General features: G+C 60.6%; 24 protein-coding genes and 1 pseudogene. 12 read left to right on the top strand and 13 right to left on the bottom strand.

Going from position 1 to position 20,028, the window contains the following annotated elements:
- Nucleotides 1–73 precede the first annotated feature (73 nt).
- A pseudogene (locus tag ASD52_RS37545) lies at nucleotides 74–489 on the top strand (SDR family oxidoreductase); the annotation flags it as partial.
- Between the two features lie 228 nt (nucleotides 490–717).
- Here ASD52_RS37545 and ASD52_RS19390 read toward each other — a convergent pair.
- Together ASD52_RS19390 and ASD52_RS19385 are read right to left on the bottom strand one after the other, a co-directional pair.
- Nucleotides 718–1,140: a DUF4168 domain-containing protein gene (locus tag ASD52_RS19390; protein WP_057208079.1), complete on the bottom strand. Its 423-nt coding sequence runs from the start codon at nucleotides 1,138–1,140 to the stop codon at nucleotides 718–720.
- A 336-nt stretch (nucleotides 1,141–1,476) separates the two neighbouring features.
- On the bottom strand, nucleotides 1,477–2,049 hold the full coding sequence (locus ASD52_RS19385; protein WP_057208013.1) for an Lrp/AsnC family transcriptional regulator: 573 nt from the start codon (nucleotides 2,047–2,049) through the stop codon (nucleotides 1,477–1,479).
- Nucleotides 2,050–2,097: 48 nt separating this feature from the next.
- On the opposite strand from ASD52_RS19385, the gene ASD52_RS19380 reads away from it, so the two are divergent.
- Nucleotides 2,098–3,270, top strand: coding sequence for an MFS transporter (locus ASD52_RS19380; RefSeq protein ID WP_057208015.1), 1,173 nt, complete (start codon nucleotides 2,098–2,100; stop codon nucleotides 3,268–3,270).
- Between the two features lie 175 nt (nucleotides 3,271–3,445).
- On the opposite strand, the gene ASD52_RS19375 is transcribed toward ASD52_RS19380, so the two are convergent.
- A complete protein-coding gene (locus tag ASD52_RS19375; protein ID WP_244497491.1) occupies nucleotides 3,446–4,147 on the bottom strand; it encodes an SDR family oxidoreductase in 702 nt (233 codons plus the stop codon).
- Between ASD52_RS19375 and ASD52_RS40155 the strand changes: the two genes are divergently transcribed.
- The 8 genes from ASD52_RS40155 to ASD52_RS19340 all read left to right on the top strand — a co-directional run bounded on the left by ASD52_RS40155 (nucleotide 4,067) and on the right by ASD52_RS19340 (nucleotide 9,653).
- The gene (locus ASD52_RS40155; protein WP_244494256.1) at nucleotides 4,067–4,429 is read left to right on the top strand and encodes a hypothetical protein; all 363 of its coding nucleotides are present in this window, start codon (nucleotides 4,067–4,069) and stop codon (nucleotides 4,427–4,429) included. The genes ASD52_RS19375 and ASD52_RS40155 overlap by 81 nt on opposite strands.
- A gap of 6 nt (nucleotides 4,430–4,435) precedes the next feature.
- The gene (locus tag ASD52_RS19370; RefSeq protein WP_025428760.1) at nucleotides 4,436–5,026 is read left to right on the top strand and encodes a L,D-transpeptidase; all 591 of its coding nucleotides are present in this window, start codon (nucleotides 4,436–4,438) and stop codon (nucleotides 5,024–5,026) included.
- Between the two features lie 122 nt (nucleotides 5,027–5,148).
- Entirely contained in the window at nucleotides 5,149–5,283 is a 135-nt protein-coding gene (locus tag ASD52_RS19365; RefSeq protein ID WP_025428759.1) for a hypothetical protein, read from the top strand.
- A 126-nt stretch (nucleotides 5,284–5,409) separates the two neighbouring features.
- Entirely contained in the window at nucleotides 5,410–5,994 is a 585-nt protein-coding gene (locus ASD52_RS19360; RefSeq protein ID WP_057208019.1) for a hypothetical protein, read from the top strand.
- 72 nt (nucleotides 5,995–6,066) lie between these two features.
- A complete protein-coding gene (locus tag ASD52_RS19355; RefSeq protein ID WP_057208081.1) occupies nucleotides 6,067–6,654 on the top strand; it encodes a protein-S-isoprenylcysteine O-methyltransferase in 588 nt (195 codons plus the stop codon).
- 10 nt (nucleotides 6,655–6,664) lie between these two features.
- Nucleotides 6,665–7,450, top strand: coding sequence for a hypothetical protein (locus tag ASD52_RS19350; protein ID WP_057225291.1), 786 nt, complete (start codon nucleotides 6,665–6,667; stop codon nucleotides 7,448–7,450).
- Nucleotides 7,447–8,340: an SDR family NAD(P)-dependent oxidoreductase gene (locus tag ASD52_RS19345; protein ID WP_057225244.1), complete on the top strand. Its 894-nt coding sequence runs from the start codon at nucleotides 7,447–7,449 to the stop codon at nucleotides 8,338–8,340. The genes ASD52_RS19350 and ASD52_RS19345 overlap by 4 nt, the downstream gene beginning before the upstream one ends.
- Nucleotides 8,341–8,666: 326 nt before the next feature.
- On the top strand, nucleotides 8,667–9,653 hold the full coding sequence (locus ASD52_RS19340) for a TerC family protein (protein ID WP_057225242.1): 987 nt from the start codon (nucleotides 8,667–8,669) through the stop codon (nucleotides 9,651–9,653).
- Nucleotides 9,654–9,780: 127 nt separating this feature from the next.
- On the opposite strand, the gene ASD52_RS19335 is transcribed toward ASD52_RS19340, so the two are convergent.
- On the bottom strand, nucleotides 9,781–10,017 hold the full coding sequence (locus ASD52_RS19335; protein ID WP_025428753.1) for a DUF6500 family protein: 237 nt from the start codon (nucleotides 10,015–10,017) through the stop codon (nucleotides 9,781–9,783).
- 239 nt (nucleotides 10,018–10,256) lie between these two features.
- Here ASD52_RS19335 and ASD52_RS19330 point away from each other — a divergent pair, with 239 nt between their 5' ends.
- Both ASD52_RS19330 and ASD52_RS19325 read left to right on the top strand, forming a co-directional pair.
- The gene (locus ASD52_RS19330) at nucleotides 10,257–10,652 is read left to right on the top strand and encodes a MarR family winged helix-turn-helix transcriptional regulator (RefSeq protein ID WP_025428752.1); all 396 of its coding nucleotides are present in this window, start codon (nucleotides 10,257–10,259) and stop codon (nucleotides 10,650–10,652) included.
- A gap of 38 nt (nucleotides 10,653–10,690) precedes the next feature.
- The gene (locus ASD52_RS19325) at nucleotides 10,691–11,986 is read left to right on the top strand and encodes an MFS transporter (protein ID WP_025428751.1); all 1,296 of its coding nucleotides are present in this window, start codon (nucleotides 10,691–10,693) and stop codon (nucleotides 11,984–11,986) included.
- Nucleotides 11,987–12,034: 48 nt separating this feature from the next.
- Here the strand turns inward: ASD52_RS19325 and ASD52_RS19320 are convergent, their stop codons facing one another.
- The 9 genes from ASD52_RS19320 to ASD52_RS19280 all read right to left on the bottom strand — a co-directional run bounded on the left by ASD52_RS19320 (nucleotide 12,035) and on the right by ASD52_RS19280 (nucleotide 20,028).
- Nucleotides 12,035–13,348, bottom strand: coding sequence for a TRAP transporter large permease (locus tag ASD52_RS19320; protein WP_025428750.1), 1,314 nt, complete (start codon nucleotides 13,346–13,348; stop codon nucleotides 12,035–12,037).
- Nucleotides 13,345–13,857: a TRAP transporter small permease gene (locus ASD52_RS19315; RefSeq protein ID WP_057225288.1), complete on the bottom strand. Its 513-nt coding sequence runs from the start codon at nucleotides 13,855–13,857 to the stop codon at nucleotides 13,345–13,347. Before ASD52_RS19315 ends, ASD52_RS19320 begins: the two co-directional genes overlap by 4 nt.
- A 159-nt stretch (nucleotides 13,858–14,016) precedes the next feature.
- Nucleotides 14,017–14,994: a C4-dicarboxylate TRAP transporter substrate-binding protein gene (locus tag ASD52_RS19310; protein WP_025428748.1), complete on the bottom strand. Its 978-nt coding sequence runs from the start codon at nucleotides 14,992–14,994 to the stop codon at nucleotides 14,017–14,019.
- Nucleotides 14,995–15,241: 247 nt separating this feature from the next.
- Nucleotides 15,242–16,519, bottom strand: a complete 1,278-nt coding sequence (locus ASD52_RS19305) for an L-fuconate dehydratase (RefSeq protein ID WP_025428747.1) — start codon at nucleotides 16,517–16,519, stop codon at nucleotides 15,242–15,244.
- A gap of 21 nt (nucleotides 16,520–16,540) precedes the next feature.
- The gene (locus ASD52_RS19300; RefSeq protein WP_025428746.1) at nucleotides 16,541–17,386 is read right to left on the bottom strand and encodes a fumarylacetoacetate hydrolase family protein; all 846 of its coding nucleotides are present in this window, start codon (nucleotides 17,384–17,386) and stop codon (nucleotides 16,541–16,543) included.
- A 25-nt stretch (nucleotides 17,387–17,411) separates the two neighbouring features.
- The gene (locus ASD52_RS19295) at nucleotides 17,412–18,146 is read right to left on the bottom strand and encodes an SDR family oxidoreductase (RefSeq protein WP_057225240.1); all 735 of its coding nucleotides are present in this window, start codon (nucleotides 18,144–18,146) and stop codon (nucleotides 17,412–17,414) included.
- A gap of 10 nt (nucleotides 18,147–18,156) precedes the next feature.
- On the bottom strand, nucleotides 18,157–18,603 hold the full coding sequence (locus tag ASD52_RS19290; RefSeq protein WP_025428744.1) for a MaoC/PaaZ C-terminal domain-containing protein: 447 nt from the start codon (nucleotides 18,601–18,603) through the stop codon (nucleotides 18,157–18,159).
- A 2-nt stretch (nucleotides 18,604–18,605) separates the two neighbouring features.
- The gene (locus ASD52_RS19285; protein WP_057208028.1) at nucleotides 18,606–19,685 is read right to left on the bottom strand and encodes a Gfo/Idh/MocA family oxidoreductase; all 1,080 of its coding nucleotides are present in this window, start codon (nucleotides 19,683–19,685) and stop codon (nucleotides 18,606–18,608) included.
- Entirely contained in the window at nucleotides 19,678–20,028 is a 351-nt protein-coding gene (locus tag ASD52_RS19280; RefSeq protein ID WP_057225238.1) for an L-rhamnose mutarotase, read from the bottom strand. The genes ASD52_RS19285 and ASD52_RS19280 overlap by 8 nt, the downstream gene beginning before the upstream one ends.

The raw sequence follows: 20,028 nt of genomic DNA, 5'->3' as shown, positions 1-20,028 counted from the left end.
GGTCCAGCTTAGCATTGCGGAAAAAGCTGGTGACAGCACAAGACACCTTCGCAGCGGGCGGCCACTTCCTGATGCATTCAATGTGGTTTCGCTATTCCGGCTCGCGCAGATCGCAACGCCGGAGATGGAAAAGGCCGGTGGTGGCGCCATACTCGCTATCGCATCGATGGCGGGTAACGACAAGAACAAGCGCATGGCGTCCTACGGATCGTCGAAGGCAGCCGCAAATCACCTGATCCGCAATATCGCCTTCGACCTCGGCTCCAAAAACATCCGCGTCAACGGCATCGCACCGGGCGCCACGCGGACGGATGCACTTGGATCCATGCTGAATGATGACATCGAGGAAAGGATGCCGGCGCACACGCCCATCCGCCGACCGGGCGAACCCCAGGACATGGCAAACGCCGCCTCGTTCTTGTGTTCACCAGCCGGATCAGTGGTCAGATTGTTACCGTCTCGGGTGATGGCGTGCAGGAACTGGATTGAGACAACAGGATTGAGACCGGGCTCTCCGTACGGTCAATCGCATCGAGCTGCCGTGGCCTTGGGGCCATGGCGACGTGTTCGTTGCCAATCGCCGCTTGCCGAATCGACGGACGGCAGTCCCCGCCGACCGGCGGGCACTGACATCTTTTGCCCATAGGCCGCAAGACCGGATTTCGACGATTAGCAGCAGCGCTAATCTCACACGACCTTGCGCCCGGCGCGCTCAGCTTACTGTTGGGCTGGGGGCGTGGTTTGAATTTTTTCCTGAACCTTCTTGGCCAGAGCCGGGTCGTTTTGGGCGGCTGTCAGGATAGAAGAGTATTCCTCCACCGAAATAGCGGACGAGGATTCCACAGCCTCCACCATCTGCTTGCTGGCTTCAGTCTGCAGCTTCTCCTTTGCCGCTGCGTCCGTTGTTGCTTCTATCTTCGCGGAATACGCCTGCCGGACCTTGTCAACCTGAAGGTAAGCGACTGCAAATGCCTGGATCTTCTGATCGCTGATGGTGGCATCCGTGCCCTTGCCGGCCTGACCCTGGGTCGGCTGCGTCTCTTGTGCCTGGGCCATTTCCAAGGCGGACGCCGGACTGAAGGCCGTGAAACTGACGAGTGTGGCGGTCAGCGATGCAATGAGTGCGTAACGATTGATCATGTCCATTCCTCTATAACGTGCCAGGCAGCAATACAGCGCCTTGCTCATTCGCCCCCAAACCGGATGAATGCGGGGCGTGGTCTGGACAATGAAACCCTCGAAAGGGCCAGGTGGGGCAGCGACAGGGCAATTTGCTGACCATTGAACGGCAGCTTTGTGGCTTTCACCGAGCGCCGAAAACGCCACCTCGGCCCTGTCGCCCTGCGGAAACCTTGCTGCGCGACTGGCTCTTAACTGCAATGCGATCGTCGGCCACCACCTTTGTTGGCGAGCCGGTACGCTACGGATATCGAATGTCCAAAGCGCACCGTTTGCGGGCGCCAAGGTCGAATAGCCTCATCTGCCGCGTCCGCGATGGTCGTTGAACGCAGCGGTACCAAACTCGACGTTCTTGGCAAGTGCCGGCCATTCGCTCGTCACGCCCGGCTGCACCGGCCGCTCCAGATAGGTCGAAAGAACGACATAGCTCCGGGTCGCCTTGACGCCAGGCGTGTCATACAGGCGCGCCAGCAGTCCTTCCAGCGCATGCGTGCTCTCCGTGCGCACCTTAAGGAGCATGCAGGTGTCCCCCGCCACCGAATGCACCTCCTCCACTTCGGGGTGTTCTTCAATAGCAAGCAATGCTGGGGTCTTGCCCCAGCCGGTGGTGTCGACATGAACGAAGGCAAGCAGGGTCTTGCCAACGGCCTCGGGATCGATGAGCGCCGCCACGCGACGAATTGCGCCAGAGCGCCTCAGGCGCTTTACGCGCTCGTGCGCGGCCGGCGGTGATAGTCCGACACGGTCCCCGAGTTCGGCGTAGCTCAGGGTCGCGTCCTCGACCAAGGCGCCTAATAGCTTTCGGTCCATCGCATCCAGATCACGTTCGGGACGAGGCTTGCGCCGAACCTCTTCTGTATTTTGGTCCATTCTGATGTTTCCTCTTGTGGCAGAATAACATTCTGCAATCATCGCTCCATGACGAATGTAGATCAACATATTTCCACTAAATCTGTCGAGCGCTCCCGCATCCCTCCGTTTGCCTTCGTGTTAACGACCTGCATCGGCGTCATCGGGTCGAACTCGCTGGCGCTGGGGCCGATTGCGCCAGAAGTTGCACGCAGTCTTGACGTGGGCGCTCCGGCCGTCATGACGGCATCGGCGGTTTTTGGTCTCGGTACGGCGGCGAGCGCCATCTTCCTTGGACGTTTCATTGATCGCTACGGCCCGAGCCGAATGCTTGTGATCGCATTGCTTCTGCTTGCGATCGGACTTGGCGCCAGCGCGGCCGCACCGGCGCTCCCCTTCCTTGTGACAGCACAACTGCTGGTCGGGATTGCCGCCGGCATCGCGCTGCCGGCCATCTACACGCTGGCAGCCATTGTCGCGCCGGCGGGACGCGAGAGCGAGACCATCGGCCTGGTGTTGACGGGCTGGACGCTGAGCATGGTCGCAGGTGTACCGTTGTCGGCGGCTATTGCCGATTTCGCCGGCTGGCGCGTGACCTTCCTTGTCGTCGCCGCGGCCGCCCTTATCGTATGTGCTGCGGTGCGGATGGCTGTCGTCCGGGACGCGCCTCAAGCGGCGGCTTCGTCGCCGTTGACGGCGCTCGGCGTTCGTGGGGCCGTGCCACTTCTTTCCGCCTGCGCCGCTTTCATGGCCGCCTTCTATGGCGTCTATGCCTATATCGGCGATCATCTCCATGCCGCCTTGGAACTGCCCCTCAGCGCCAACGGCTTCATCGCGGCCTTCTATGGAGTCGGTTTTGGAAGTGCCGCCTTCCTCGACCGTCTGATCGATCGCCTCGGTGCCGCAAAATTACTGCCGCTCATTTTTCTCGTTGTCGCCGCAGTCTACGTTGCGATGGCAGCAGCCAGCGGTTCCTACAAAGCCATGCTGGCGGTCGTCTTCTTCTGGGGACTTGCCAACCACCTCGGACTCAATGTGCTCATCATGCGGCTGACGGCGCTCAGCCCCACCCGGCGCGGCGCCATCATGGGACTGAACAGTGGCGTCACCTATCTTGCCCTGTTTGCCGGCACACTTGCCTTTGGCAACCTCTATTCTGCGGCGAGCTTCTTTGCTCTCCCTGTTGCCGCCGGCGGTCTGATGCTTGCGGCAGCGCTTTGCGCGGCTCTTGCACCGCGCTAGAGCATGTCGCGCAAAAGCGTACAGCGGTTTTGCGATGACGACATGCGCAAAAACAAGAGCTTAGAGCGCAGCAAGCGAATCCGAGAGATCGCGACGCGCTTTAGCGGCCATCGTCGTTCGACCAGTTGGAACGCCGATCAGCGTATAGGCGGGATGGGTTGCCTAGGCGCCTTATCTAATGCGCGGTGTAGGCGCCATCCACCAGATGGTAGCTACCGGAGATGAAGCTCGCTCGTTCGGACAGGAGAAAACACACAAGAGCTGCAACTTCGTCCGGCGTGCCGCGTCGGCCCATGGGCTGAAGCGCGTCCAAGCGTCGGTTGCTTGTCAACTCGGACTGCTCGGATAGCAGTGGCGTTTCGATCATGCCAGGCCCGACCGCATTGATCCGTACGCCCCTTTTTGCATACTCGATCGCGGCGACCTTCGTCAGGCCGACAACCCCGTGCTTGGCTGCGGTGTATGCCGATGCGGTCGGCAGGCCAACGGAGCCCAGAATCGACGACATGTTGACGATGGATCCACCACCCTGCGCCGCCATGGCGGCGATCTCGTACTTCATGCAATAGAACACGCCGTTGAGATTGACGCTGATCAACCTTTCCCACTCGTCTACCGGGTAATCAGCCGTCGCCCTTCGAATGCCGTCGACTCCGGCATTGTTGACCGCCAGATGCAGCCCCCCGTGTGTCTGGACAACGGTTTCGACCAGCTTCGCAACGTCGCCGGCTTTGGCGACATCGACTTCCACGGGGAAGGCCGTCCCGCCAGAGGAACAGATCTCGTTGGCGACCGCTTGCGCCGCATCGGGATTGATATCCGCTACGACGACTTTCGCCCTTTCTGCGCCAAGCTGGCGGGCAACCGCGGCACCTATCCCAGACCCTGCGCCGGTTACAAGCGCGACTTTGCCGGCGAAGCCAAGCTCCATTCTGTGTATCCTTATTCAAGAGCCCAATCGACCAGGGACGGACGCAAGCTGCAAGCAGTTTCATCAATTGTGGCGTGCTTTGTCAGCCTGCACCTGCGAAACGCGAAGTGCAATGGTCTTTACTCTTCCTGCACTACTAGTTTTCTCCTCGGAAAAGCGAAGAATAGCGACTTGGCCAACGAACGCTTGAGTGTTAAAGACGAAACAGTGCTCACCGATTACTCGTAGGTGGATATGAACAGTAACCGCGTTACCCGGCGGGCGATCCTGCTCGGCAGTTTGGCTTTAACGGCATCTGGATGCACATCAACGGCACAACGATTGGGCGAGCCCATCTTTTCTGCCTTCGGAGGTGGCCCGTCTTCCCGCTATCGGCGTCGAGATGTGGCTTATGACGGAGGTGAGCCCCCTGGGACGATCGTCGTCGACACCACGGAACGCTACCTATACCTGGTTGAAGGCGGTGGTCGGGCCATCCGCTACGGCGTCGCTGTCGGCGAAGATGGACGCACGCTCAAGGGCCCGGCGTCAATCGGGCGCAAGGCCGAATGGCCGTCCTGGACGCCGACCGAAAGCATGATGGAGCGCAAGCCGCATTTACGGCAATATGCCGGAGGCGTCAGCGGTGGGAACCATAATCCACTTGGCGCAGCCGCTCTTTATCTCTATCGCGGTGGGCAGGATACCATGTTCCGGCTGCATGGAACAAACGAGCCCTGGACGATTGGCCAGGCAGTATCGAGCGGATGCGTCCGCTTGACCAATGAGGATATCGTCGATCTGTACAACCGAACTCCCGTTGGGGCCAAGGTTCTGGTCATCTGATCAAGCTTTTATGCTCAGCGATGCAAATTGTGTTCTTTTTGCACTAGGCGAGAGCGAAGAACGCCCTATTAATATAAGCGTTGCCTTTGATTCCCATTCCGCATAGAGGAGAGGACTTCTTGATGAGCAGAAATCTAATCATGATTGTTACCTTGCTTTCCGTCGTCGGCCTGAGTGGCTGCGATACTATCGGTAAAGGCAAGGGTAAAGCCCCGCCGCCGGTCGAGTCCGCCGAACCGGCACCGGTCTATAAATAACTTGAACTTCTGATGGGTGGGGAGGGCAAGTGCCCTCCCCACGTCATCCCAACCGGTCGGGCCGGCCGTAAGGCTGCAATGTCTGCCGGGCTGTGCTCATCGGAGTTCAGGAGATATTCCACAGTGATGCCGCATATGATTGGCCGACTAACACTCGTGGCAATGCTCGCGTTTGCGACGGCTGCCTGCGAATCAACTGATAAAAAACCCGAACCGCGTTTTGTCTCGAGTACCAGTGGCGCACCTGCCGTGAGCGCAGGCGTAGCCCGGGAAGCCGGTTACTTTATCGAATTCAGATCCCGATACGCCCTAAGCTACGGCCATACCTATGTGATTTTCGGGCGCACGGATCAGGCTGGTGCGATGATTGATCCCGAAGTCGCGGGTCTTGCACCGGCCAGTACCAGCGCAACTCCCTATGTCCTCGGTCACTTTTTGCCCGTACCGGCCGAAACCGGTGCCAGCGACGGCGACCTTGAGGAGGCATACAGGTCGGCAAGCTGGCGCGTGATGCTGACCGAAGCGGAGTACAACAAGACCGTTGCCAATATCAGGAAACTTAAAGCCAAATCGCGATTCTGGCAGGCGTCGGTGTACAACTGCAATGCGTTCGTCGCAGATATCGCACGTTCCATGGGATATCAGACGCCCAGCATCTGGCTAAGGCCGCAGCAGTTCGTTACAAAACTCCGGCAGATGAACGCGGGCTAAAGGCGATCGGTCCGGCGTTTCGCGCCCAATCGATCGTATATCGCAGAAAGGCTTCGGTGACTTGAAGTGATCATATCGATCGCCGCTCTGGGCAAAATCGTGTGGGTAGTCGGCATCATCGCCTGGTACTTTATTCGTGTGCCGTTCGAACGCCGGGCAAAGCGCGTGCAGGTCGTCAGCACCCGCCGCTCGCCGGTTGACATGTTCGGGCTTGCGTCCGGCCTCCTTGGCCTGGCGATCATCCCAGCTTTCTACGTTGCCACCGGAATGCCGGGGGCCGCCGACTATTCGGCCCGTGCGTGGGCCATCGTGCTAGGCGCAGTCATTTTTTTCTTTGCCCTGTGGGTTTTTCGCCGGACACATAAGGAGCTAGGTCGGAACTGGTCGATCACGTTGGAGATTCGTGACAAGCACGAGCTGATCTCCGGCGGACCGTACGCCTTTGTTCGCCACCCGATGTATACGTCCTTCATGCTGATGGGTCTCGGTCAGGCCTTTCTGCTTTCCAATTGGGTGGCAGGGCTGGCGGGCCTGCTCGGGTTCGCGGTGCTTTTTTTTCTAAGGGTGGACAAGGAAGAGCGTATGATGCTGGAGATTTTCGGGCCGCAGTACCGTGACTACATGCAGCGGACCAAGCGAATCGTCCCGTATCTCTATTAAAGGTGACATGATGCGAGGCCGAGCCATCAAGCTTTCGGTGCCACGGCGCCTTGTCTGCGACCTGATGCGGTTTTCGATCGGGGTGCCGCGCGTTACCGTTCAGCGGCAAATGAACCTCGACCCGCTGCAAAGGGCGAGAATCGCCCAGACCAGCAGGCCGTCTTGGACCGTGCTGTTCTTGAAGGGATACGCGCTTCTTTGTCGGGAGACGCCCGAGTTCCGGCGTGCATACGTCAAGCTCCCCCGACCTCAGCTTTATGAATACCCGGAAAGCGTAGCGTCCATTGCGCATGAACGCGAGCATGACGGCGAGCGGGTGGTCCTGCTCAGTAAGATCAAGTCTCCGGAGCGCCTCCCTATCCCTGAACTAGCGGCCCTGATCGATGCGGTGCGGTCGCGCCCGGTGGCGGAGATAAAGGAGTTTCGGCGCGCGCTGAAGATTGCCCGCATGCCGGGCCCAATCCGTTGGCTGCTCATGTGGCTGGGGCTCAATCTCGGCTCGCGGCGCGCCCACTACTTCGGCACCTTCCAACTGTCGGTCTATTCGGGCCTCGGGGCGGAATCGCTCAATCCCCTGACCCCCCTCACCACCCTCTTCAATTACGGCCCCATCGCCGCGGACGGCACGGTCACCGTACGCATCCACTACGATCACAGGGTCATGGATGGTGCCAACGTCGCGCGCGCGCTGGAGCGCTTCGAAGCGATCCTGAACGGTGATGTTGCCCAGGAAGTGTTGGGTCTTTCTCAAGACGAAGCCGTTCACACGCCCTTGCTGTCGCGGAAGACCACATGATGGTACAGGCCGAATTGCGACCGGCGGTCGTGGTCATTGGAGCCTCGCGCGGTATCGGTCGGGCGATCGCCAAAGTTGCCGCGCGAGAAAAAGCACCCGTCGTACTTGTCGCGAGATCCCACGACGATCTGGTCGCAGTGGCGAGCGAGATTGGGGAGGCCGGCGGCGAAGCATTCGTGCTGCACCTCGACCTGTTTTCGGCCGATGCGGCGGCGCGCCTGGGGGATTTCCTCACGGCAAACAACCTTTGCTGCGACGTCCTGGTCAACAGTGCCGGCTACGGTTTGCGGGGGGCGGCAACGACACTCCCCGTCCAGGATCAGTTGGGGATCATCGACCTCAACATCCGCGCGCTTACCGACTTGTCTCTTCATTTCCTGCCGGGGATGGTGGCGCGCGGTCGCGGCGGCGTCCTCAACCTCGGCTCCATTGCCGGCTTCATGCCCGGCCCTAACATGGCGCTTTACTACGCAAGCAAGAGCTACGTGCGCTCATTTTCCGAGGCCCTTCACCAGGAATTACGCCGTACCGGCGTCACGGTGACATGCGTTGCTCCCGGTCCGGTATCGACCGAATTCCTCCAGCGATCCGGCGCCGATCGAGTGCCGCTTTTCAAGGTCCTGCCGAAGCTTGATGCCGACTATGTCGCCGAGCGCGCTTGGCGCGGGTTCAAGTCGGGGCGGCGTCTCGTCGTGCCGGGAATCTCCGCCAAACTTGCGGCGTTTGCCGCAGCATGGCTGCCATCCGCAGTCATGTTGCCATTGATCGGCCGATTGCAACGTCGCAGCAATGATCCCTGCCCTTGCGGCTCCGGCATAAAATTCAAGGATTGCTGTGGCGCCCGTTCGCGTCGGGATGGCTTGCGGCAAAACACCCCTCTAAACCGCTGATCGGTTTGACACCGTCGAAAAATGCGCCTTCGGATCGCCTCCGGATACCGCAACCAATGTGAGGGGTGCCGTTTGCGAATGCGCTCCATGGCACCTGCGTCAAACGCCTCAAAAATTGGATGTGGTCGATGATGGCAGAGTGACTGGCGATGTCGGAGGATGCCGTCGACGCGTGTACCAAAAAAGCGGTGTCAGACACTTGAAGGCCGGCCAGCGCCCTCCCATCTACCGGACAACCCGCTGGTCCGGGCCCCTCTGGCGAGAGCTTCCGGCGCTCTTGCGATGTCGGACCTTATCCGACATCTGCGCCGGCGGAGCTCTATTCCGTGGATACTTCCCTTTTGTTTATCGATTGGCTGGGTAAGCCAATCTGGATGTGGCTCAGCTTCATCACGCTGGTCATCGCTATCCTCTCCTTCGACCTTGGCGTGCTGCACAAGGAAAACAAGGAAATCGAGGTCGGCGAGAGCATCAGGCTCTCAGCGCTCTACATCTCGCTTGGCCTCGCTTTCGGCGGCTGGGTCTGGTGGTATCTGGGCGCCGACGCCGGCCTTGCCTACATGACCGGCTTCGTCGTCGAAAAGACGCTCGCGCTCGACAACGTGTTCGTCATCGCCCTCATTTTCTCATTCTTTGCCGTCCCGCGTCTCTACCAGCATCGGGTGCTTTTTTGGGGCATCCTCGGCGTCATCGTCCTGCGCGCCATCATGATCGGCGTCGGTGCGACGCTTGTCGCTGAATTCTCGTGGCTACTCTACATCTTCGCCGCCTTCCTCGTCGTTACCGGCTTGAAGATGCTGTTCATGAAAGAAGCCGAGCCCGACATCTCCAACAACGCGTTGGTGCGCTTCATGCGGAACCGTTTCAATGTAACGGAGACCCATCACGGCGAACATTTCTTCGTCAAGCAGGCTGATCCGAAGAGCGGCAAGCTGATCTGGTTCATCACGCCGCTGTTCATGGCCCTCGTGCTTATCGAGGTGGCTGACGTTATCTTCGCCGTCGATTCGGTACCGGCGATCTTCGCCATCACCACCGACCCGTTCCTAGTGTATACGTCCAACATCTTCGCCATTCTCGGCCTGCGGGCGCTCTACTTCGCACTGGCTGCGATGATCCACCGTTTCCGCTATCTGAAGCCGGCTCTGGCCGTGGTTCTGATCTTCATCGGTTCGAAGATCTTCGTTGCCGATCTGCTGGGCCTGGAGAAATTCCCGGCGGCGCTGTCGCTTGGCATGACCTTTGCGATCATCGCAAGCGGCGTGATCTGGAGCCTGGTCAAGACGCGCGGGGAACCGATACCGGCCGAGTAAGTCTCGGCAAAGCGACCTCCGTCAAGACGAGGCGATACGCCCGGAGGCTGCCCAAGAGGGCAGCCAATCCATTTCAGTGACAATCAGCTAAGCCGCGGGTGCTCGAAAGAACGCCCGCGGTTCGCGTTTATCGGATCGGCGTCTGCTCGCCCAAAGCGGCGACCATCGCGCGGATCTTCACGGCTTTCTCGAAATGGTCGAGCCGATGGGTCCTGATCCACCATTCGGCCGCCTCCATCAAAAGCTCTGGGTCATCGTTTCTGTTGGCAAAGAAGGCATAGAACGAGAGGCCCACCCCGGGTCCCTTTTCAGCGATCTTCCGATCGCAAACTTCCAATATCTTCCGTTGCAAGGCGGTTCTCATGATCCGGCTCCAATGCGTTTGCTGATTGTCTCTGGTGAAGGGGTCGGCTTCGCCCTGCCCGCTCAATGGGCTCTTTTCAAGACGAGGTCTTAGCCGCAGCCGGTCGGGCTGCGCAATCCTTGACAGGGCGGTCACGATTCATCGGGTGATTGTCTGATTGACCGGCCGTTGCCGCACCCTTGGATGTGCCATCGCACGCAGGGCTTGACGCCAGAATATTGCGTGTATATACACGCAATATGTCCTATTGTTATTGCATCCTCCTGCGCAAAGCCTCGAGACGAGTGACGTCGCTCTATGACGACGCGCTTGCGCCTATTGGCGTCAATCTCGCGCAGTTCAGTCTGCTGCGAAATATCCAGCGGGCGGAGCCCATCTCTCTGACGGATCTCGGCCAGCGCACGGAACTCGACCGTTCGACGGTCAGCCGGAACGTCAAGGTCCTTGAAAAAATGGCGCTGGTCGTAATGGTGAGCGGGCAGGATCAAAGGGAGTCGGCTGTCGAATTGTCCGAGAAGGGGCGGCAAGTCCTGCGTGACGGGGCTCCTCTCTGGGACGGCGTGCAGACGGCAATCGAGGCCAAGCTCGGGGATGAAGCGTCGGCCCAACTGACGGCCCTGCTGCAGGCTCTCTAGTCAAATCAACACAATCGATCGATGGAAGGAAATGGCCGATGTTCGGACCGGTGCTTGCGCGATATCTCGCCAAACGTGACATCCATTATGGCTGGGCTGTCGCGGCCGTTACATTCCTCGTCATGCTGGCGACGGCCGGTGCAATGGGGTCCGCGGGCGTTCTGATCAAGCCACTCGAAACAGAGTTCGGATGGTCGACTGCCGAGATATCGTTTGCGCTCGCCATTCGCCTCGTGCTCTTCGGTCTGCTTGGGCCGTTCGCGGCAGCCTTCATGAACCACTTCGGCGTCAGGAAGGTCGTTTCCGCGGCGCTGGTTCTCATCGTTACCGGCATCATTGCGTCGTTCTTCATGACGCAGTTGTGGCAGATGGTAGCGCTTTGGGGTGTCGTTCTCGGCGTCGGCACGGGCATGACCGCGCTAGTGCTCGGCGCCACCGTCGCCACGCGCTGGTTCGACAAAAGGCGCGGCCTCGTTGTCGGCCTGATGACGGCCAGCAATGCCACCGGGCAGTTGGTGTTCCTGCCCCTCCTCGCCTCTCTCACCGAGGCGATCGGCTGGCGCACCGCCCTCACCGTCGTCATCGCGGTCCTGTCCTTTGCCTTCCTCCTCGTGCTCCTGTTCATGCAGGACCGGCCTGCTGACGTCGGCTTGGCGCCCTATGGCGGCCGGGCGATCGTGCCGGCTCCAGCACAGAAGCATAATCTGCGCACCCTGTTGCTTTCGCCATTGAAGGCGCTGCAGGAAGCGTCCCGTTCAAACACGTTCTGGGTGCTGTTTGCGACCTTCTTCGTCTGTGGCTTCAGTACCAATGGCCTGATCCAGATGCATTGGGTGTCGATCTGCGGCGATGTCGGCATCGCTGCCGTCGGTGCGGCCGGTTTCCTGGCGCTGATCGGCGTATTCGACCTCGTCGGTACGGTCTTTTCCGGCTGGCTCTCCGACCGCTATGACAATCGTTGGCTGCTCTTCTGGTTCTACGGCCTTCGCGGCCTGTCGCTGCTGTTCCTTCCCTTCAGCGGCTTCAACATCTACACGCTGTCGATCTTCGCCATCTTCTATGGCCTCGACTGGGTCGCGACCGTCCCGCCGACCGTGAAGCTTTCGGCGGAACGCTTTGGTGCAGAGCGGGCGGCGCTGGTCTTCGGCTGGGTGTTTACCGGACACCAGCTCGGCGCGGCGAGCGCTGCATTCCTCGCCGGCGCGAGCAGGACGTCGCTCGAGACCTATACGCCAGCGCTTATTGCCGCCGGCTTGCTGTGCATCGTCGCCGCACTGTTGGTCCTGACCATCGGTCAGCGCGCACCGGCAAACCTGGTGCCGCAGGCGGGGTGAAATGCTAGCAGTTGCCGGCCGCAGTTCTTCATTGCGGCCGGCAATCGACTATTGAACTGCCGTGGTCCCGTAAACGAGGTTCGGCAGCCAGAGCGAAAGCTGCGGGAACATGCTGAGCATCAGCAACAGCACCATCATCATCGCGAGATAGGGCAGCACTTCGCGTGCATAGGCCATCATCGGAACCTTCAGCACCATCGACGAGATGTACATCAGACCACCGACCGGCGGCGTAATGCCGGCAATGGTCAGGTTGGTGATGAAGACGACGCCGAAATGCACGCGATCGATACCGACGCCGTCGATGATCGGGATCAGCATCGGCGTGAGGATGATCAGCGCTGCCGACCCCTCGATCGCCGTACCGATGACGATCAGAAGCACGTTGATCAGCAACAGCATCAACAGCGGGTTGTCGGTTGCTGCACCCAGCCAGCCGGACATCGCCTGCGGCACCTGTTCCCAGGCGAGATAGAAACCGAAGGCCGCGGCCGCGCAGATCATGATCATGACCACGGCCGAATCGCGCACCGACTCGGCAAGCACTTCCGGGATCTGGCGGATGGTGAACTCACGGTAACCGAAGACCGCCACGAACAGCACGTAGACGACGACGACTGCACCAGCCTCCGTGGTGGTGAACAGCCCATAGCGAGTTCCGGCGAAGATGACGATCGGGATCGACAGCGCCCAGAGACCGTCGACCAGCGCCTTCATCGCTTCGGCACGGCTCGCCCGCTCCTTGCGCAGCGGCTTGTAGCCACGCTTCTTGGCGATGAAGTAGGTGGTGATCATCAGGCCGCCGGCAAGCACAAGGCCGGGCACGACGCCAGCCGCAAACAGCCGGCCGATCGAGGTTTCGGCAAGGAAGCCATAGACGATAAGACCGATCGACGGCGGGATCAGGCTGGTGATAATGGCGGCCGATGAGGTGATAACCGCAGCGAAGGCACGGCTGTATCCCCGCTCCGACATTTCGACGCCCAGCGTCTTGGCAAGCATCGCCGCATCGGCGTTGGCGGATGCAGTCAAGCCGCCAAGCAGCGTGCCGAGAACCGTGCACATCTGGGCGAGTGCCCCGGTCATATGGCCGACGAGGACGTCTGCGAGGTTGAGCAGCCGGCGGGTGATGCCCGAGGCGTTCATGATGCAGCCGGCGAGTACGAACAGCGGCAGCGCCAGCAGCGACACGGACTGGCTACCTTCGGCCATTTCTTGGGCGAAGTTGGCAAGTGGAATCATGTCCATGTTGATGAGGAAGAACGCCAGCGCGCCGATCGCCATCGCCCAGGTGATCGGGGTGGACAAAAGGAAGAGAACGACGACCAGCAGCGACGGGCCGGCAAGATGAAAGAAGGTCATATCAGCGATTCCACATTGCGATGCACCCGCGCAGTCCACGGTCTCTCGACGATCAGGTGCTGAACGAACATGCCGGCGGATGCCAGGGCGAGCGGGCCATAGGAGAGGCTGCGCGACAGGTCGAGCGCGATGGTGTGGACCTGGCGCGACGTCCATGCCTGCCAGGCAAACAGCACCGTCATCACCAGGAAGAAGACGGCGAGCAACAGGTAATTGAACCAGGCAATCGCCTTCTGCCAGCCTGCGGGGAAGGCCGTGACCAGCACATCGATCGCCGCATGCGTCCCCAACCGAACACCGGCAACGGCGCCGAAAAACACGAGATAGGCAAAGGCCATGATCGCCAGTTCGTAGGTCCATGCAGCCGGCTGCGGGAAAATATAGCGACTGACGACACCCCAGAGAATCGAAATGACGATGACGATGAGCGCGACAACGCCAATCGCCTCGTCGGCGCGGCGAAAACTGAGAAGAGGAATTGTCTCTTCCTGAAGGTGTGAGGTTTCCATGGCGGCCTCGGTCATGTGAAGAGAAGGATATGGGTGGCCGATAGCGCCACCCATTTGCGGTCGGCTGTACCAGTCTCACATTCCCTGTGAGCTGATCTGCCAACCCGGCGTCGACCGTCGAGCCGACGCCGGGTTGGCGGCGGGAGCGAGCGTGTCCGCCTACTCGGCCATCGCCTTCTGGACGCGGTCGTAGATGCCGGGAGTAATGTTCGGCACCTTGTCATAGGCGATGCGCGACGCCTCGACGAAGGCTGGAACGTCGACGTCTGTAACGATCTCGACACCGGAGTCGGCGAGCTGTTTGGCATAGGCGTCGTCGGTTTCGAGCGTCATCTCAGTCAGTTCCTTGGCGATCGTCTGCCCCTCCTCCAGAAGGATCTTCTGCAGATCTTCCGGCAGGCCGTTGAAGAACTGGCTCGATGCGACCCAGGCGGTGAACATGATCTGGTGGCCGGTCTTGGAGACGACCTTGCGGGTCTCGTTCAGCTTCGCACCGGCGATCGAACCGAATGGCCCTTCAGCGGCATCGACGACGCCGGTCTGCAGCGCGTTGTAGACATCGCCCCAGGGAAGTTCCGTCGGGCGTGCGCCGTAGCTGCCGAAGGTCGCCATCATGATCGGCGAGGACGGCACGCGGATCGTCACGCCGGCAAGATCGGCCGGGGTGCGGACGGGCTTGTTCGAGATGATGTGGCGGTAGCCGAAGAGGCCGTTGGGCATGATGATCTTGATGCCCTGCGCCTCGAGCTTGCCCGACAGTTCCTTGTAGAGGTCCGATGCAAACAGGCGGTCCGTGGCCTCAAGACTCGGATAGACGTAGGGGCCGGCCAGGATCGACATATCGGGCACGAACTGACCGAGCTGGCCGTAGTCGGTGGCGCTGAGCAGGCTGGCGCCGCTCATCACCATCTCATTGACCTTCTTCTGCGCGCCGAGCTGGTCGCCGGTCATCACGGTAATCGCGATTCGGCCGTCAGAACGCTTCTCGACGCGCTCGGAGAAGGTCTTCATCGCCTTGACGATCGGCTCGTTGGGATTCACCTGCGAGGTCGAAAAACGCAGGCTGTATTCCTGCGCATTGGCGCTACCGCAATAGGACAGAGCGGCGATGGCAGCCGCGAGCACGAACTTCTTCATTGGATCCTCCTGTTCCGGACTCCCCTCCGGAATTCATTCATAAGCGAATGAATAAGTTATTTACGAATGAGTCACAAGCGTCAAGTGGAATGTCTCGGTGCCGCGGCTGTTCGAAGGTGAGAGCGCCATTTCGCGTCCCGTTGGCGGAAAAAGCAAAAGCCGCCGCAGAGATCCTGCAGCGGCTTCAAGCAACACGTTTGAATTCACAACTTATATATGAATACCCTCTCAGGGATAATCGGCGCTACTAGCCCTTGAACGTGTAATCCTTGATGGACTGCGGCTTCATCTCGATCGAAAAGCCTGGACGTTCCGGCGGCATGTAGGCGGCGTTGTGGATGATGCACGGCTCGAGGAAGTGCTCGTGCAAATGGTCGACATACTCGATCACCCGGCCATCCTTGGTCCCAGACACGGCGATGTAGTCGATCATCGACAGATGCTGGACGTATTCGCAGAGCCCTACCCCGCCGGCATGCGGCCAGACTGGAAGCTCATACTTCGCCGCCACCAGCAGAACCGCCAGCACTTCGTTCAGGCCGCCCATGCGGCAGGAATCGATCTGCACCACGTCGATCGCGCCCTCGGCGATGAACTGCTTGAACATGATCCGGTTCTGGCACATCTCACCGGTTGCGACTTTCACCGGGCCGATCGCCTCACGGATCTTACGGTGGCCGGCGACATCATCGGGACTTGTCGGTTCCTCAATGAAGAACGGCTTGGCAAAGGCCAGTTGTTTGACCCAGTCGATCGCTTCACCGACCTCCCAGACCTGGTTAGCATCGATCATCAGGTAGCGGTCCGGGCCGATGACTTCGCGTGCAATGGTCAGGCGCCTGATGTCGTCGGCGAGATCACGCCCGACCTTCATCTTGACGTGATTGAAGCCCTGGTCGATTGCCTCCTGCGCCAGCCGGCGAAGCTTGTCGTCGTCATAGCCGAGCCAACCGGCAGACGTCGTATAGCAGGCGTAACCTTCGCTCTTCAGCGTCGCGATACGCTCCGCCTTGCCGGCTTCGGCACGCTTCAGGATCGCCACGGCTTCGTCGCGGGTCAGCACATCGGTCATATAGCGGTAGTCGACAATGTCGGCGATCTCTTCCGGCGACATGTCGGCGACGAGTTGCCAGACGGGCTTGCCGGCTTCCTTGGCGAGCAGATCCCAGATCGCGTTGACGATGGCACCGGTGGCCAGATGAATGGCCCCCTTCTCCGGGCCGATCCAGCGCAGCTGGCTGTCGCTGGTCAGATGTCGCCAAAAGCGGCCTGGATTGGCGAGTATCTCCGCCGTATCGCTGCCGACGACGAGATGCTGCATGGCTTTGATCGCCATGCAGCAGATGTCGTTGCCCCGCCCGATCGTGAACGTCAGGCCATGGCCCGCCAATCCGGGGCTATCGGTGTCGAGGATGACATAGGCCGCGGAATAGTCAGGGTCCGGGTTCATGGCATCGGAACCGTCGAGGCTCTGCGATGTGGGAAAGCGCAGATCGAAGACGCGCAGATCGGTGATGCGGGTCATGTTTGCTCCAATGAGAATAGATCAGTCGTCCGCGCGTACGGACTGCTTCTGGGTGCCGAGACCTTCGATGCCGAGTTCGACGACATCGCCGGCCTTGAGGTAACGCGGCGGCTTCATGCCCATGCCGACGCCCGGCGGCGTACCGGTCGAAATGATGTCGCCCGGCTGCAGCGACATGAACTGCGACAGGTAGGAGACGAGATATGCGACACCATAGACCATGGTCTTGGATGAGCCGTTCTGCATCGTCTCGCCGTTGACCTTGAGCCACATCGGCAGGTTCTGCGGATCCGGGATTTCCTCCTTCGTCACCAGCCATGGGCCGGTCGGGCCGAAGGTGTCGCAGGACTTGCCCTTGGTCCACTGTCCCTGGCGCTCGATCTGGAACGCGCGCTCAGACACGTCGTGGACCGTGCAATAGCCGGCGACATAGTCGAGGGCTTCGGCTTCGCTGACATACTTCGCCTTGCGGCCGATGACGACGCCGAGTTCGACTTCCCAGTCGGTCTTCTCGGAGCCGCGCGGAATGACGAGGTCATCGTTCGGACCGACGATGGCCGACGTCGCCTTCATGAATATGATCGGCTCGGAGGGAACGGTCGCACCCGTTTCGGCGGCATGGTCGGAATAGTTGAGGCCGATGCAGATGAACTTGCCGGTGCCAGCGACGCAAGGGCCGAGGCGCGGGCTGCCGGCCACAGCCGGAAGGCCGGCAAGATCGAGCTTGGCCAGCTCCGCCAACTTGGCAGGATCCAGCGCTGCTCCCGAGAAGTCGGCGACATGGTCGGAAAGATCGCGAAGCGTGCCGCTCGCGTCGATGATTGCAGGCTTTTCCTGCCCCGGTTCGCCATAACGAAGAAGTTTCATGGTGTCATATCCCTGATTTGAGTGCTCAGATGGTCCAGCCGCCATCGATGGCATAGGCCTGCCCGGAGGTATAGGTCGCGCCGGCGAAGTAGAGGGCGAGATCGGCGATCTCTTCCGGCGTGCCGATCCGGCCCATCGGCTGACGGGCGATGAAGGCGGCCCTCGCCGCGTCGTAATCGCCCTGTGCCCGCATGCGATCCTGCAGCGATGGGCTTTCGACCGTACCAGGGCAGATGGCATTGCAGCGGATGCCGTCGGCGACATAGTCGGCGGCAACGGATTTGGTCAGGCCGATGACGGCCGCCTTGGTCACGCCATAGGCAAAGCGGTTCGGCACGCCCTTGATGCTGGACGCAACCGAAGCCATGTTGATGATCGAGCCGTCCTTGCGCGAAAGCATGCCCGGCAACACGGCCCGGATGGTGCGGATCATCGCCTTGACGTTGAGGTCGAAGGCGAATTCAAGGTCGGCATCCTTCATGTCGAGGATCGAGCCGGCATGCACGAAACCGGCGCAATTGAAGAGCACGTCGACCTGACCGATCTTGGCAACCAGCGCCTCGACAGCGCCTGGGTCGAGAACGTCGAGCCGATGGGTTTCAACAGAGGCTTCTGCGGCCAGCGCTGCGAGTGCCTCGGTGTTGATGTCGGTGGCATGCACCTTGGCGCCGGCCTTGGCAAAGGCAAGCGCGGTGGCGCGGCCGATGCCCTGGGCTGCGGCGGTGATAAGGACGACCTTACCCGAAAGACCCGTTGTCATTGTTGACCCCTCATGCTTTGCGTTCGACGACCAGGATATGATCGGCGGCGAGGACGACCTCGCCACGCTGGTTGATAACTTCGCACCGTTCGACGACACGTCCCGCCTTCGGCCGCTTCGGATCGTCCTCCTTGGCGGAGATCGTCACGCGGGTGCGGATGGTGTCGCCGATATGAACCGGACGCACGAACCGTAACCGATCATAGCCATAAGAAAAGGCGACGGGATTGATCAGCGACGCCGTCAGGCCGACGCCGATGGAAAAGATCATGGTGCCATGGGCGATCCGCTGGCCGCCGGGCAAGGTTTTGGCGAATTCCGCGTCCATGTGGTGCGGGAAGAAGTCGCCCGTATGCCCGGCATGGACCACGAAGTCGGTCTCGGTGATCGTACGGCCTGTGCTCAACCTGACATGGCCGAGTTCATAGTCTTCGAAATGGATTGTCTGTTCCAACATCGTCAACGTCCGGGAAGTGGCGCGATCGCGGTTGCAGGCCGCGCGCTGGATTGGTAGGCGGCCTCGACCAGCGCCATCGTCTGCCAGGCGTCGTCGACTGCGCCGATCAGCTGCTCGTCCTCGCCACTAACGAAGCGTTGCAGGTTGGCCATGCGATTGGCAAAAGCGTCTGGGAACCAGGCGCCGTTGAGCGGCACCTCCACCCATTCCGTGCCACCGGCTGGCCGGATCCACAGTTCGTCGGGCTCGCCGCGCGGATAGTCGAGATTGACGCCCAGCTTGACGTATGCCGCCCCCTCGGTTCCCGAGATACGGAACTCGCAGGCCTGGAACTTGCGGCCGAAATCATGGTCGTGATTGACCGAAAGCACGCAGCGCACCTGGTCGCCGTAGTCGAGAATGGCGGCCGTGCGGGTCTGCGCCACCTCATGATTGGGATGGCCGATCGTCTTGGCGTGCACACCGTCGGGATTGCCGAGCAGTCCGCGGATCAGGTCGAGATAATGGATCGAGTGCATGGCGATCTCGATCCGCGGCAACCCTTTGAGGAACGGCCAGAGACCCCAGGGCGTGGCAAGTGCAAGCCACGCATCGAAGTCGACGATCTGGCCGAGATAGCCTTTTTCGATCGCGTCGCGCAGCGCCAGCATCATCGGGGCAAAGCGAAGCTGGAAATTGACTGCCGCCTGCAATTGCCGGTCACGGCAGATGTTGAGGATCTCCGTGGCTGCTGCCAGATCTGCGCCCATCGGCTTCTGGATCAGGGCGCCCGATCCTACTGGCAGTTTCGACAGGATTGCAGCATGCGCTGCCGGCGGCGTCGCCAGATCGAAGATCGCATCTGGGATTGCCAGCGCCTCGGTCTCGGTCGCAAACGCTCGGATGCCCCATTCGGCAGCAAGCGACGCCGCCTTCTTGACATCGGGATCGAAGATGCCGGCGACGGGAAGGCCTGCCTTGCGATAGGCCGGAAGATGCGCATCACCGACAATGCTGCCGGCGCCGAAGATGACGATCGGGCGCGGTTTTTCGGGTGTCGGCCAGGATTGCTGCAGCGACGTCGGATCGAACTGGTCAGTCACGATGCAAGACCTTTCCGTCGTGGTGGAAGACTTCCTCCATCATCGCCCACCACTCTCCATCCCCGCGCGTTTCGAGCGGCTTCTGGCATGGCATGCACACCGACCACCATTCCTGGTTCTTCGGGTGCGCGGCCATCCTGGCCATGTCGGCTGCGAAATCCTCGCCGATATATTCCCAGTAGCCGAACAGCAGGTTTTCCGGCTCCTTGAGGAAGATCGAGTAATTCGTGATGTTGCACTCGGAGATCAGCGCGAGGATCTCCGGCCAGACGGCAGCGTGCAGCGTCTTGTATTCGGCGATCTTGTCGGGCTGAAGACCGATCACCATTCCCATTCGTTGCAT

This window comes from Ensifer sp. Root142, from assembly GCF_001426785.1.
Taxonomy (GTDB): domain Bacteria; phylum Pseudomonadota; class Alphaproteobacteria; order Rhizobiales; family Rhizobiaceae; genus Ensifer; species Ensifer canadensis.
This window is presented reverse-complemented; position numbering and strand designations above follow the sequence as displayed.